Below are 14,221 nucleotides of genomic sequence, written 5' to 3' on the forward strand. Positions count from 1 at the left end.
CTCAGGGCCTTAGATGCAGCCGCGAGATCATGTCGGCGATCAGGCCCAGCGACCATATCATGATGGCGGCCAGGAACGAGAAGACCGCCGTTTCGCTGAGGTTCCACTGAGTCAGGTCATAAATGGTTTTCAGCAAGCCCAGCACAAAGAAGGCCAGCCCCAGCGGGATGAACACCCTGAGCGGGTTGAAGAGCGTACTGATGCGCAGGATCAGAATGATGAAGTTGAGGAAATCGACAGGCCGGATCTTGGATTTGCCCACCCGTTTTCCGTATTCGATCGGCGTGTAGATCATCCGCTTGCCGTTCGAACTCATGCAAAGCGTAATCGTGGTGGTGAAAGAGAAATTCTGCGGCAGCAGCGGCAGAAACGGGATCAGTTCGGATTTGCGGAAAACACGAAGCCCGGAATTGAGATCCTTGAGTTTGCGCTCGGCCAGGAACGACGCGAAGGCGAACAGGAATTTCTTGGCCGGCCGGCGCATCAGCGGAACGTTCTTCATCGCTGAGCCCCGGTCGCCCACCACCATGTCCTGATCGCGGCACATTGCCAGCATTTCGGGCAGGTAGCGCGCCGGGTAGGTGCTGTCGGCATCGAGGATCGCGACATAGTCATACTGTGCCATCCGCACGCCACGCTTGAGACTGGCGCCATACCCGGAATTGACGTCGTTATAGGTCACGGTCGCGCCGCTGGCCTTGGCCTCGGCGCGGGTATTGTCATGGCTGGCATCGTCGACCACGATGATCTCGTAGGGGATGCCAAGCGGTGCAAGATGGGCGCGGACATCCTCGACCGTTCCGCGAACAGCGTTTTCCTCGTTGTAGGCAGGAATGACCACGCTCAGTTCCATGCCCGCGGTATCGGGTAGCGCCACCTCCTCGAGCGAGGCGCCGACCGGTTCGGCTGTCTCTGTCAGTTTATCCATTGAGGCGAAAGACCCTTTGTTTCCAATATATTCAAATTTCTCCGACCCCCTGAAAAGAGGCGTTCAGACCGCGTCAGCCGTTATCGGCGCATGTCAGTCGATCATACGCAACCTGAACATCACTTGTAAATTTGGCTAAATTCGAACGATCCGAGGTCAAGTTTCGTACATTTTCACCTGTTTGCTAAGACCACTTCATTATTGAAAAATATCAAGTTCTTTTACGATTTGTGAGGTTTTGGCATCATACGGACCGCCACGATCAAACAAAGCAGGCTGCTGTAGATGACGACCGTCTTAAGCCGGTAATCCTCTGCCATGAACCAGTGCAAAAGCGCCAGGGGAGCCGCCAGATATACCCAACGCTGTATTTTCTTCCATGTGGTTCCCAACTCGCGGACGGACCGATCATTGGAGGTAATCGCCATAGCCGTGAAGATGAAAAGACCGATCCAACCGAAGAGGACGAGAGGCTCGGTAAAACTCCGAAGTATTGGCAACATCCCTCCCGCCTGCTGCAGCCAGTAAAGTGTGTGTATGGCGCTATATGAAAAGGCTGCCACCCCGATATGGCGACGACGCTTTTGCAGCCACCGGACCCATTCGGCCCCTTTGAAAAGACGTCTCAAAGGCGTGACGGCCAGGCTGATCAACAGAAACCACACACCGAATACACCGGTCCAGTAAAACAGGTGCCCGCCGGGGACGTGAAAAACATAGCGTTTATAGATAATCCATATCATCGGCAGTGTGAGAACCGCCCAGAAGGCCCAAGTATTATTTAACAACTGGCCAAGATGTTTTCGCATGATATCTATCCAAACAAAGTCTTTACGCGCAAACATTCTAAACATCGAATTGAATGTCAATTTTCCGGGCTTAGTGCTTTCACGACAGCGGCGGCGACTTTCCGATGTCCTTCAGGCGTCAAATGGCCGTCGGGGAAAAGGTAGTCTTCGGGGTCAAGGATGCTTGAGATATTCAACAATGTCAGATCGAGTTCTTTCGATCCGAGTTTGTCCAGTTTCGGCGACTCCGACAGGACCTTCATGAAGTTTCCTCCTCTGCCGCCGGTGTTAATTTCGAACAGGATCAATTGTGGCGGAGCGCTCCCCCAGTCCCATTGTGACAATATCCCGATCAGGACATCAGGGTCTTTCATTTCCTGCAACGGCATCACTTCGGCGTCGGCTTGATCAACAAGCCCGAAGCGGGCGACGATTTCGTTCACAAGTGTGAACAGGTAACGGCCAAACCCATTGCGGGCAGTGGCGTTGCTTGCCACGAGGGCTTCGTAGTGATCTTTCGACATTGCATTGAGTGTGCCGGAAGCGAGAAACGTTCGGTTTTCCCATGCATCGTTGTCACTATACTGCAGGACCACGGTGCTCATGTTGCTCGTATCCAGCCGGGAGAGCATCTGTAACTCTCTGGCCGTACCGTAGGAGGATACACCTGCGTTGAGTGTCTTTTTGCCGGTTTCCAGTTCGATCAAATCGGCGAAACTCAGCCCTTCATTGACGCCCCAGCCCATGGCGTGGCTGTCGCCCAGCACAATGATTTCCGGTGCCTCCAATGACGTTTCGTCGTCGCGAAGACCGGCGGAATTCACAAAGAGTTCTGACGAAAATCCGCGATTTGAAAAATTGCATTTGCCCGGCCGCAATGTATAGCCAAGTTCCCGGTCGTGTTTTGCGCAGTCGGGTTCGTATTGAACGTAAGACACATTCGCCCAATAGAGCTTCCGGGCGAGGCGGTCCAGCGCGCCGATACCTGTAGGCTCGCCGCGTGCAACCAGCCAAGTCAGCATCGCCTCTGTCAGGACCAGCAGGATTGCCAGAAGCAGAGCGTTTATGGACAGCACCCGCACCATCGAGTCAGTCGAGTTCGTACTTGGTCGTGTAGTCTTCGGCCTTGGACTGATCCTGCTTGTCCTTCCACAGGACCGAGTTGCCAATGACGAGAAGGTCGAGTTCCGTTCCCATAAAACAGCGGAAGGCGTCCTCGGGAGTGCAGACGATGGGCTCGCCGCGGACATTGAACGAGGTGTTGACCACGACCGGGCATCCTGTTCGCTCGTGGAATGCGCTGATCAGCCGGTGGTAGAGCGGGTTGGTATCGGCATGGACTGTCTGAACTCGCGCGGAATAGTCGACATGAGTGACAGCCGGGATTTCGGATCGTTTGACGTTGAGCTTCTCGATGCCAAAAAGCGCTTTTTCCGTCTCCGTCATGTCCCGTCTTTTGTCTTTGGCCACATCGGCGACAAGCAGCATGTACGGGCTGACCTCGTCCAGCTCAAACCAGTCGGCGACCTTCTCGCGTAGCACGGAGGGCGCGAAGGGCCTGAAGCTTTCGCGGTATTTCACTTTGAGGTTCAGTGTTTTCTGCATCGCTTCGGATCGCGGATCGCCGAGGATCGACCGGCCGCCCAAGGCGCGTGGACCGAACTCCATACGCCCCTGCATCCATCCGACGGCCAGCCCGTCGGCAAGTGCGTCCGCCGTTGTGCCAATCATCGTTTCCTGATCCAGCGTTTCAAAGATCGCACCCGCATTCGTGAGGTGCCGTTCGATCTCTTCCTGTCCGAACGCGGGGCCAAGATAAGCGCCCTGCATCGTATCGGTGTGGCCATTCACGTAGCGCTTGCCACCACATTCCCGGCTCCACGCCGCCAACGCCGCGCCCACCGCGCCACCGGCATCACCGGCTGCGGGCTGAATCCACAGATTACTGAAAGCTCCGTCCCTGAGAACCCTGCCGTTGGCGACGCAGTTCAGAGCGACCCCGCCCGCCATACAAAGGGACGACAGCCCGTATTCCTTCGCAAGCGCGCGCGTGATGCTCAGGACAATCTGTTCCGTCGCCAACTGAATGGACGCCGCAACATCCATATGGAATTGCGTGAGAGGCCCGGTTTCGGGATTACGTGGCGGCTCACCGAACAAGTCATGGAACGCCTGGTTGGTCATGGTGAGGCCGGTCAGATAGTTGAAATACCTCAGATCCAATCTGAAGCTACCGTCAGGTTTCACATCGACCAGATTATCAAGGATTACGTTCAGGAAGCGCGGTTCGCCATAGGGCGCAAGCCCCATCAGTTTGTATTCGCCGCTGTTGACCTTGAACCCGGTGTAATAGGTAAAGGCGGAGTACAGGAGCCCCAGGGAGTGGGGGAAATGAATCTCCCGCTCCATCTGAATCTCGTTTCCACGCCCGACCGCCACGGTCGTGGTCGCCCATTCGCCAACCCCATCCAGTGTCAGGATCACGGCTTCTTCGAATGGCGAAGGGAAGAACGCACTGGCCGCATGGCTTTCGTGATGTTCGGCAAATAGCAGTTTGCCGTTTTCAAAGCCCGCGTCGTGTTTTCGCAGTTCCTTCGCAAGCATGTCTTTCAGGAACAACTTCTCGCGCAGCCAGATCGGCATGGCGCGGCGGAACTGCCCGAGCCCCCTTGGCGCGGTACCGACATATGTCTCAAGCAAGCGTTCGAATTTCAAAAACGGCTTGTCGTAGAAGGCAACGTGATCGACCTCGCCGAGAGACAGCTTGGCTTCCGACAGAACGTAGTCGACGGCATGGCGGGGATATCCCGGATCGTGCTTCTTCCGGGTAAAGCGTTCTTCCTGCGCGGCTGCGATGATGCGGCCATCCACTATCAGCGCAGCCGCGCTGTCATGGTAGTATGCGGAAATACCCAGAATGGCGGTCATCTATTGCGACCCTAAAACAGCGTGTAGATGAACGGCGCCACAGCAGAGCCCTGCGACAGCACGATAAGCGCGCCGAACAGAGCAAGGAGGATAAGGATCGGGGCCAGCCAGAACTTACGGCGCACCCGCATGAAGTCCCAAAGCTCAGATAAGAATGACATAATGTGAATACCCTAAAACTGATTGCGCATTGGGCTCAATTCCCCTTCACGCTTAATCCAATAGGTTTCCGCGTCCGGGTCACGCTTTTGCCTTAGCAGGTCGCGGCCCGTTGCACGCATGAAAAGTCCGATCGGCGTAACCGCCACGAAAAACACCAGCATCATCACGATCGGCGCGACAATCGCCCCGAGGAGCAACCCAAACTTTGTCCAGAGCCGGTTTGGCACTGTCAGGAGTCCGGGAGCGACGAGCGCAACAATCAGAAACAACGCCGCAATAACAAGCGCCCAAATGCGAATATCACCACCGTGAACAAGTGGATAAAGCCCGACAATCGCGAATACGACAGAAAAGACAATCCCCAATCCGCGATTCGAGCCAGGCTCTACCGAGTGATGCGACTGGACTTCCAACACGTCGGCACACCTCCCATACGCTATCGTTTTCAAATAGCATACATGTGCTTGCTGGGGAAGCCTCGTTGCCGATGCGCCCCCTGTGTAAGGCCGGTGAAAATTCGAACCGCGTCATCAATTGACTGTAGCCGGGCGCCCAGAATCACAAAAAATGTCGCAAAATTTAATGAAACGTGTGAACATGTTGCTTTGCAGGAGCGCAGATATTCTGTTCCGTCAGATCAAAATATTGCATGCTGGTTTGCTAGGGGGGGCTTATAGCGCAATATGTTCATTTCTTTTCTGTCTTTGGATTTCTTACTTTTTGCGACAGCCATCACATTGTTCGTTGCCGCGACACGAGGGCGCTTGCGGGAATACGGGTTCCTGGCCGCCAATATCGGGTTCATCTATGCGGTTGTGGGTCCTTTCGGTGTTGCTTCGGTGTTCTTCTTCTGTCTGTTCGGCTGGTTACTGACCAGGGCCTACGTGTCTGGCTCCAATCAGGGTGCGATACTCGTTATAGGCCTGTTTGTGGCGGCCTTCATTTACCTGCGCGACTACGAGTTCCTGGGGTTGGTCCTTCCTGACACCGTGCGCTTGTCGTTTTTGTCGACCATTGGCCTCAGCTTCCTTCTTTTCCGCATTCTCCACGTGATGATTGATGCCAGGGCAAAAATGATCGACCGGATCGAACCACTGACATACGCCAACTATCTTCTCGCTTTCACCACGTTCATGATGGGTCCCATTCAGCGCTATCCGGACTTCCGCGACCAGTGGGCCGACCGGAGCCGTGCCATCGCAATGAATTTCGAAAAGCATCTCGATGCCGGTCTGCGCATCCTCTGGGGACTGGTAAAGGTCTATGTCCTGGGCACTTTCCTCAACCGATTTGCATTGCAGCCGAGTACGGATGTTCTGTCACTCTCAGCGACCGAGCTGTGGGGGCAACTCATCGGTTTCTATTTCTATCTTTATGCGAACTTCTCGGGCTATTGCGACATCGTCATCGGCATCGGCAGTTTGATGGGCGTGCGACCACCTGAGAATTTCAATCATCCTTACATTGCCCAGAACATAGCCGATTTCTGGCTTCGGCAGCATCGGTCATTGACGTTGTGGTTGACCGATTACGTTTTCAACCCGCTCTACAAGTGGGCGCTGAGCTCGCGCATGGCGACCACGGTTCCGCTGGCCGCTGGCGCGTTCGCCGCAATGATAACCATGTTTGTCTCAGGTATCTGGCACGGCACGACGGTTGGCTTCCTCATCTTCGGCATCGTGCATGGCATCTGGCTCGTCGTCTACCGAGTCTGGGATCACCTGCTGACGAGCCGCTTTGGCAAAAAGCGTGTTCGGCAGATTCGGGCCACATGGCCGGGCAGGGCCATCGGGGTTGCACTCACCCTCAATGCGACGGCGTTTGCCTTTCTGTTCTTTCAGCTTGATACGCCGAGCGTGATGGCACTTTTTAACGGGATTTTCTGATGTGGTTTAGTCTGATGCGCCAAAGCAAGCTTCGCTTGACGGCCAAGTTGCTCGCTGCGGCAGTCATGATTGCCGTTCTTTTCACTTTTTCAGCGACGGAGGTGGAGTTTGTCTACACAGGCTTCTAGGAAACTCCTCCTTTCTGCCGGAGCGATCATCTCACTCGTGGCTGTGGGGGTGTTCACCTTTGTGATGCTCGTTTGGATATCAATCCGCGCTGAGCGAGACCTGGGCGCCTTTCCCTTTAAGGAAGAGGACTGGTATCGCTTCTTGTTGTCGTCACAATTCGCCGTGCAGGACAAGCCGGTCGTCATGCTGGCTGGTCCATCGCAAGTCCGTGAAAATCTGCGGGTCGAACGGTTCCGAGACGCCTTGCCTGACTTTCACATCTATCAAGGAGGGATCAGTCTCGGCACGATCGAGGACACCGAAATCGCCCTCAAGCTCATCGAAGCCGCCTATGGGAAAGAGGCGCTGCCCGATTTTGTCGTGCTGGGAATGAGCGTTCGCTATTTTGCCAACATTCCATCGGATCGGCCATTTTCCACGGTGATCAACACTTACAGCGGTTGGACAGTCAAGACTGATGCGGGCGGTGTTGAGATACAGCCGAAATCCCGTATCGATACTTTGGCAGCACGCCTGAAATTCGTTGGCAAGCTACCCGTGCGCTTCAACGCATCCGCACGCATCTGGGGTGCCACGGCAGCGCGTGCGTTGGCGGGTTGGCCGCCAACTGCCACCTTGCTAAATGCTGCGGGGCTGGAAGAATTTTGGGCCCGGCGCATCCTCAAGCTTGAATACCCTACGACGCCGTACAAGTTTTCCAGGCACACAAACCGGCCAGTCGAACAGGTTGCGAGCCGCCTGACAAATGATGACTCCTGGTTTGTGCAGGTTGTGCAGTGGGATGCCAAGGGTGACCGTATGGCGGCGTCGATGCGCCTTCGCAGATTGATGGCATTTCTCGAAGAGAACGACATCAGCGTCGCGGTCATCAATATGCCGGAACGGGCGATTTTGCGGGAATCGTTCACATTCGACTACGAGGACTATCTTGGCGCTATACGCGATGTGATCGGGAAAACGCCCTTCATAGACATGCGGACCTTCGCAAGGGATGAAGAGTTCCATGACGCTGAACATACATTGCCAATGGGGTCCCGACGGATGACCGATCACATCCTCACATGGCTCAAACCGATATTGTATGAGTAATACCTTAGAACCGCATTTCAAATAAGGCGTGACGAATATGTCAAATGTGCTAATATACTGTTGTCAATAGATTTTGTCTGGTGGGACGCATGAATTTGAATAAGCAAGCTGGTGAGCGCGCCGCTGACAGCGAAATTGATTCTGAACAGTCGCGCAATGCCATCTTGTCATCCTTGCGTTCCGCCGACGGAATTGCTGATTACTTGTCCCTGTGCCGCAAGTGGCGCGGTCTGGAACATGCGCGATCCGACACCGGGACGGAACCGCTGCGCATCGCACTGCTGAGTGGTGCAACGACAGATTTCCTGGAACTGCCACTCCGTGCTGAACTTGCCAGTCTTGGGCTTCGGGCCGATATCCATCGTTGTGACTTCAACACTCATGTCAGTGCCCTTCTGGAGTCTGACAGCACCACTGCGGCTTTCCGTCCGAATGTGGCCGTGGTCCTTCTGGACCTTTCAGACATTTCAGAGTGGCCGGCCGCCGGTGACGATGAAGCGGCTGTGTCCGCCTGCGCCGATAGCTTCGTCGGGCGATGGCTCGGGCTTTGCGAGGCCTTCCACAACAACACCGGTGCCGAGATCATCCTCGGCAACCTGCGTCTTCCGACCACCTCACCCAACGGTCATCTCAGCCGTCAGTTACCTTGGGACCGGACGAATTTTGTGCGCCGGATCAACCAGCTTCTTGCCGACAAGGCACCGCGTTTTGTCCACACTCTCGATATCGAAGCCCTTTCCGCGCAGCATGGTCTCAAAACCTGGTTCGATCCGCGGTTCTGGCATCACGCCAAGCAATCGGTTTCACTTGATTGTATCGTTCCTTTAGTGCGCGATACGGCAGGCATCATCGCTGCGTTCTATGGCAAGACGGCAAAATGTATCGTCCTCGATCTCGACAACACGATTTGGGGCGGCGTCGTGGGAGATGACGGTGTTGATGGCATCCGCATCGGTCCGGGTGGGGCAGAAGGCGAGGCTTTTCAGGCCTTTCAAAGCTACCTGTTGCAATTGAAGCAGCGCGGCATTCTCCTCGCTGTCTGCTCCAAAAATGAAGAAGCGAACGCGCTTGCCCCGTTCGAAGAGCTCGAAGGCATGGTTTTGAAACGAGACGATATTGTCGCGTTCAAGGCGAATTGGGAACCGAAACCTACGAATATCCAAGCCATTGCAGCCGAATTGAACATCGGTCTCGATGCGATCGTCTTTGTCGATGACAACCCCGCAGAACGAGCCCTGGTTCGACAGGCGGTTCCTGATGTGAAGGTCCTGGAACTGAGCGATGATCCGTCAGACTATCCCCTGCTGCTCGATCGGTCCAGCTGGCTGCAGACGCTCGAAATCACAAAAGAAGACCAACGCAAATCAGAACAGTATCGTGCGAACCATTCCCGCGCAAAGCTTGCGGAGCAAGTTCTGGATTATGATAGTTATCTCGCGTCATTGGAGCAGAAGGCGGCAATTAGGCCCTTCGACGCGCAAAATCTCGACCGGATCACGCAGCTTATCAACAAGACGAACCAGTTCAATCTGACAACCCACCGCATGACCCAAACTGAGGTCGACGCGTTGGTGGGGCGTCCGGATGCGATAACTGCCTATATGAGACTGTCCGACACGTTCGGCGACAACGGCTTGATCAGTGTCGTCGCGGGCCATGTGGAAGGCGGCACGCTCTTTATCGACCTGTGGCTGATGAGTTGTCGGGTGTTCAAGCGAGGTGCAGAACATGCGATGGCCAATTATGTGATGCAAGCCGCCTCTCACCGGGGCATTACCAAAGTAAGCGGTCTGTACAAGCCGACAGTCAAAAATGGTCTGGTTGCCGGTTTCTACGGTGAACTTGGATTTTCAAAAGAGGACGTTGACGGGGAAGGCAATACGACATGGACCGGAGCAACTGCTGACTTTCAGCCGCTTCCGGTCTTCATTGAGGTAAAGGAGGAGTTTTCTTGACCGAGAACGAGATATGGAAGCGTGTATCGGCCGTGTTTCAGGAGGTGTTTGACAACGAAGATATTGTTCTCACCCCCGAGACGACGGCGGAGGACATAGAGGAATGGGATTCGCTTACGAATATCCAGCTTCTTATCGCAATCGAAAGGGCCTTCTCGGGGCTGAAGTTCAGCACCGGTCAAGTGGCAAATCTGAAGAATGTCGGCGATCTGGTCGCAGCCATCGATAGGCATGTCTCTGACTGATACCAACAGTCGAGGTGCTGTCATTTGTGGATGGCTCCTGTTTTGCAAGGGTTCCCTTGAGCGATCTTGTTCGACTGAACCGCCAGCCAGGATGCTCATGTCCGAAGGGCAATCACCGTAGAGCTGATTTGATCTGCGCCGAGGATGGTCTTGCCAGGGGCACATATCGGAAACCGGCTTTTGTCAGGGCTTGTCCGAAAGATTCGCTATATGTGTCGCAAGCTCGGCGGTTGCAGAGACATACATCGTAAGATTGTTGTATGCGAGAAGGCCCGTACAGATAAGCGCGAGCGCCAATACCGTAACGCGCCTTGACGAAAGCGCGGAACAGCCAGCAACAAGGACCATTGCCGGCACGTAATTCAACGAGAAAAGAAATGTTTCATCGCCATAAACGAGGTGAAGAAACAACTCGAAGGCTATGTAGAGCGACAGGACATGAAACAATCCCCGGCTGACCCCGGTCCGACAAGCGAACTTTACGCCGATAACCAGCAGGGTCATCCAGGCCAGAAGCCCGGCGATGGCCGCGGGCGCCAGTTGAGAGGGCATGACGGTTTGGATCGTCAACCCTGCCCAATCCGGGCTTGCGGCATTTTCCAGGTTCGGAATTGCCGGCATAGCCACGCCATACAGGAAAAAGACAATTACTTTATTGAGGGGCCCGCCAGCCGATTCATGAAGAACAAAGCTCCATTCGTGTGAACCCGGCACAAAAAATTGGGAGTTCGGATCTATTACCTTTTGCACGGCAAAAAGCACCGTGACGATCAACAGCGCATCAAGAGTAATGCGGATCGCCCGCTTGTAACTGTTGGCGCTGAAAGCGAGCAGTATTCCCGCCATCCAGTTTGTTGTTGCAATGGACAGGGATGATGCGCTTGCAACTGCATGTATGAAAGCGGGGAGTTTATACCTGAAAATGGCAACTCCCAGTGCAAAAGTTATCATCAAGCTGAGGGCTCCGACACCATAAGATTCCGGAACCGGAAACCAGAAGACAGAGGCGCTTGTCGAAGCGCCAAGAGCGGTAAACACAATCGCATCGGGCCGCCGCAGGCCGAGCCCGCGCAGGGTTGCATACAACAATCCGCCCCAAAGACCCGCTATTGTTGCGAGATAAAGCATAACGGCGGTGATTTCCGATAGCCCGGCGATGATCATAGCCTTGGTCGGCACATACATGAGCAATGTTTGCAATGGATGCACGTATGTACGGTAATTATGCGGCCCACGGGCGGTCATGGTTTTCTTGACTCGCGCGAGATCGCTTTCAAACCATGCACCGGTATCGAATGTCGGATGTGTTGCATGTTCCGGCATCTGGTGTGCCAGAATGAAAGTCGCCCCGCCCAGAAAAACAGCTATAACAGCAACCAATAACAGGTCGCCGCGTATGGCGCACGTCCATCGCCAAAAGGATTGTACCGTTTCAAAAACGTTACGCTTGATAGCGGGCGCATCGCTCCGAACCTCGGAAATCAAACGGTTGAGCACAATCCACCCATTTCAAAGTTACAAATGTCCTTTGCGTCAAAAGTAACACCATTATTTGCTGAACAAACAACATTTCATGTTACCCGGACAGCCAATGTTGCAAAAACCGCCGCGCATAATGCGTATGTGTCAGTTTCTTGCGATTGCGCGGCGGAATGATTGTTCAGCCAGTTCTGCGCCCTTGTCCCAACTGAAGTCCTTTGCCTGTGTCAGGGCTTTGCGGGCCAGTTCGTTGTGCAGGCCGGGTTCGGCCAGGAGACGAACCGCCTGCGCTGTCAACGCGTCGCTCGACAGGGGGTCGAAATAGAGCCCGCCATCGCCCACCACTTCCGGCAGGCTGCCCCGGTCCGAACTAAGCACCGGCGTGCCGCAGGACATCGCCTCGAGCGCCGGCAGGCCGAACCCCTCCCAGAGTGACGGAAAAACCAGCGCATCGGCTGTATTGAGCAGGAGCGCCAGATCTTCATCCTCGATCTCACCGGTGAAGACAATGCTCTCGGAACGAGCGGCATCTGCGGCTGCGCTGGCCTTGAGATCCTCGACATTGTCCCAGAAACGCGCGCCGGTAATGCGCCCCACAATGGCCAGCCGGGCGTTTGGCACCTGCGCGAGAATGGCAGGCATCGCCTCGATCAGGCGCAGAACGTTCTTGTGCCGATTGAACCCGCCCAGATAGACCAGCAGGGGCGCGTCCGCGGGAAGGCCGTATTTCTGGCGGGTATGCCGCAGAAGGGGCGCTTCGCTGACCGGCCGGAAGACAGGCTCGGCGCCTTCGGTGATGATATCCATATGGTCGTGGGAGATACCCAGGAAGCGGGTCAGATCCCTGGCCGAAGCCTCGGAGATTGTCATCACCCGTGTTGCCTGCTTCTTGGCCAGCCAGCACTTTGCTTGCCACAGCCGGAAATTCAGTTTCCGCGGAAAAATCAGATCAGGGAAGCGTTCGGGAATGGTGTCATGGAAGCACACCACCGAGGGCCGTCGGGTCAGCTGGGGGAAATAGGAATAAACCGCCGGGTAGAAGAACAAGTCGCAGTCCAGCCGCCGCGCGGCTTTTGCCATGGTCCAGAGATCCGCCCCACCGCGAGCCGCCGCGCCGGACGAGGCTTCGGACATCGACTTTTCCGACCCCGCGACCACGATATCGACACCGTCCGGGACAGGCCGCGTTGGCGGTTGATCGAACAGAAGCGTGTAACGGAACTCTCCATCGCGCGCCGCCAGCGCCGGGATCAGATTGCGAGTGAAGCGGCCAAAGCCGCGCTCGTTTTCCCAAGAACTGGCGTCAACACCGATATGCAGCATTGCTTTTGCCTCGATAGCGGCCCGGACATCCGGGCCATGCGTTATTGCCTCAGTTACATCAAATCGACGACCGAGAGGTCAGCCATATCGATTTCGCAGATAGTCAGCCGTGGCCGCCAGCCCTTTCTCAAGCGAATACTCCGGCTGGTATCCCAGCCTGGCCTGTGCACGGGTAATCGCGCACCGGCCCCTGGCGGCAAAGAGTTCGAGAAGGTGCCGGTCGGGATAACTGGGTTCGTTCCCCGCGATGACCCGCCGCTTGACAGCCCTTACCAGCGCCTCAAAACGCCGGCGTCCCAGCAACCGCCGGCCAAGCGCACTGATACGGGCGGCGGTCGAGGGTTTGTCGGGCGCACCGTCATGCACCGGCTCCGGCCCGAGCCGTTCCGACAGCATGTCGTAAGGCTCGGACCGGATCTCACCCTTTCCGATAATCCGGGCATAGCCGTTCAACAGAGCGGACCATGATACCGGTTCGGGCCCGGAGACGATGAACCGCTCCTGCCCCAAGTCTTCGAGGATGGCCGCGCGCAGCATCGCCTGCACCAGGTCGTCGACGAACACAGCGTTACAAAGCCCCTCCGGCTCGGGCAGGACTTGCCCCCCCTTGGAGAGTTTTTCTGCCAGTTGGTCGGTCCAAAATGCGCTGCCCGGTCCATAGACGAGAGTCGGCTGGAGAATGGCCGCGGGAACGGCTCCGTCCATTAGCCTCGTTTCCATTTTGATCTTGGCCTGGCGATACGGGCTGCCGCCGGGGCGCTGCATGGTGCCCGTTTCGTCCGTATCCTTGTCCGGCCAGCTATCATAGACCACAATCGAGCTGGTATGAATGATCCTCCCAATCGCCGCGGCGTGGGCGGCAGTGAAGAGAGAATCGAAATCCGACAGGTTTTTTTCGGCTGTCGCGCGCATGTCATAGGCCAAGTGGAAAAGCGTGTCCTGTCCGCGCAAGGCCGTCTCCAGTGCGCCGTGGTTGCAAAGCGCACCGACCACCACATTGACGCCCGTTTTTTCCAGGTCGCGCGCGCCGTGGCGGCTGCGCAGCAGGGCCGTGACCACCGCGCCGTTTTCCAGCAATGCCGGGATCAGGCGCGCCCCGACGAATCCCGTTGCACCGGTGACAAACACCCTCTGTCCCCGCAATTTGTCCGACCCGGTGAATTTCATGGTCTCCTACCCTTTGTCAGGCTAAACCAATGCGGCAAATCGTTGTGTTTCAGGAGCCTAGCGCAGGGTAACGACACATTCTACTCCGTTTGCAGATGATTTGCTGCTATAGAAGGCCGTGTATAGTGCCACGCAATTATAA

The 14,221-nt window shown here is 55.7% G+C and carries 13 protein-coding genes; 4 read left to right on the forward strand and 9 right to left on the reverse strand.

The annotated features are described in order from the left end of the window. Position 1: 1 nt before the first annotated feature. The 6 genes from KPG71_RS17260 to KPG71_RS17285 all read right to left on the reverse strand — a co-directional run bounded on the left by KPG71_RS17260 (position 2) and on the right by KPG71_RS17285 (position 5,219). A complete protein-coding gene (locus tag KPG71_RS17260; protein ID WP_216339625.1) occupies positions 2-928 on the reverse strand; it encodes a glycosyltransferase family 2 protein in 927 nt (308 codons plus the stop codon). Between the two features lie 221 nt (positions 929-1,149). Further along, complete coding sequence (locus tag KPG71_RS17265; protein ID WP_216339627.1) at positions 1,150-1,737, reverse strand: sulfite oxidase heme-binding subunit YedZ; 588 nt, start codon at positions 1,735-1,737, stop codon at positions 1,150-1,152. A 56-nt stretch (positions 1,738-1,793) separates the two neighbouring features. After that, positions 1,794-2,801 carry a hypothetical protein gene (locus KPG71_RS17270; protein ID WP_216339628.1) on the reverse strand — a complete coding sequence of 336 codons (1,008 nt, stop codon included), beginning with the start codon at positions 2,799-2,801 and terminating at the stop codon, positions 1,794-1,796. Positions 2,802-2,805: 4 nt separating this feature from the next. Continuing rightward, positions 2,806-4,644, reverse strand: coding sequence for a carbamoyltransferase (locus KPG71_RS17275; protein WP_216339630.1), 1,839 nt, complete (start codon positions 4,642-4,644; stop codon positions 2,806-2,808). 11 nt (positions 4,645-4,655) lie between these two features. Beyond that, complete coding sequence (locus tag KPG71_RS17280; RefSeq protein WP_216339632.1) at positions 4,656-4,805, reverse strand: DUF5989 family protein; 150 nt, start codon at positions 4,803-4,805, stop codon at positions 4,656-4,658. 12 nt (positions 4,806-4,817) lie between these two features. After that, positions 4,818-5,219, reverse strand: coding sequence for an SxtJ family membrane protein (locus KPG71_RS17285; RefSeq protein WP_216339634.1), 402 nt, complete (start codon positions 5,217-5,219; stop codon positions 4,818-4,820). Between the two features lie 270 nt (positions 5,220-5,489). Between KPG71_RS17285 and KPG71_RS17290 the strand changes: the two genes are divergently transcribed. The 4 genes from KPG71_RS17290 to KPG71_RS17305 all read left to right on the forward strand — a co-directional run bounded on the left by KPG71_RS17290 (position 5,490) and on the right by KPG71_RS17305 (position 10,110). Further along, on the forward strand, positions 5,490-6,692 hold the full coding sequence (locus KPG71_RS17290; protein WP_216339636.1) for an MBOAT family O-acyltransferase: 1,203 nt from the start codon (positions 5,490-5,492) through the stop codon (positions 6,690-6,692). A gap of 108 nt (positions 6,693-6,800) precedes the next feature. Further along, positions 6,801-7,910: a hypothetical protein gene (locus tag KPG71_RS17295; RefSeq protein WP_216339638.1), complete on the forward strand. Its 1,110-nt coding sequence runs from the start codon at positions 6,801-6,803 to the stop codon at positions 7,908-7,910. Positions 7,911-7,999: 89 nt separating this feature from the next. After that, a complete protein-coding gene (locus KPG71_RS17300) occupies positions 8,000-9,865 on the forward strand; it encodes an HAD family hydrolase (protein ID WP_216339641.1) in 1,866 nt (621 codons plus the stop codon). Beyond that, positions 9,862-10,110: an acyl carrier protein gene (locus tag KPG71_RS17305; RefSeq protein WP_216339643.1), complete on the forward strand. Its 249-nt coding sequence runs from the start codon at positions 9,862-9,864 to the stop codon at positions 10,108-10,110. The genes KPG71_RS17300 and KPG71_RS17305 overlap by 4 nt, the downstream gene beginning before the upstream one ends. A 183-nt stretch (positions 10,111-10,293) precedes the next feature. Here the strand turns inward: KPG71_RS17305 and KPG71_RS17310 are convergent, their stop codons facing one another. The 3 genes from KPG71_RS17310 to KPG71_RS17320 all read right to left on the reverse strand — a co-directional run bounded on the left by KPG71_RS17310 (position 10,294) and on the right by KPG71_RS17320 (position 14,079). Continuing rightward, entirely contained in the window at positions 10,294-11,607 is a 1,314-nt protein-coding gene (locus tag KPG71_RS17310; RefSeq protein ID WP_216339645.1) for a hypothetical protein, read from the reverse strand. 129 nt (positions 11,608-11,736) lie between these two features. Next, on the reverse strand, positions 11,737-12,912 hold the full coding sequence (locus KPG71_RS17315; protein WP_216339647.1) for a glycosyltransferase family 1 protein: 1,176 nt from the start codon (positions 12,910-12,912) through the stop codon (positions 11,737-11,739). A gap of 78 nt (positions 12,913-12,990) precedes the next feature. Continuing rightward, entirely contained in the window at positions 12,991-14,079 is a 1,089-nt protein-coding gene (locus KPG71_RS17320; RefSeq protein WP_216339649.1) for an NAD(P)-dependent oxidoreductase, read from the reverse strand. Between the last annotated feature and the right edge of the window lie 142 nt (positions 14,080-14,221).

This window comes from Roseovarius sp. PS-C2, from assembly GCF_018862045.1.
Lineage (GTDB): Bacteria > Pseudomonadota > Alphaproteobacteria > Rhodobacterales > Rhodobacteraceae > Roseovarius.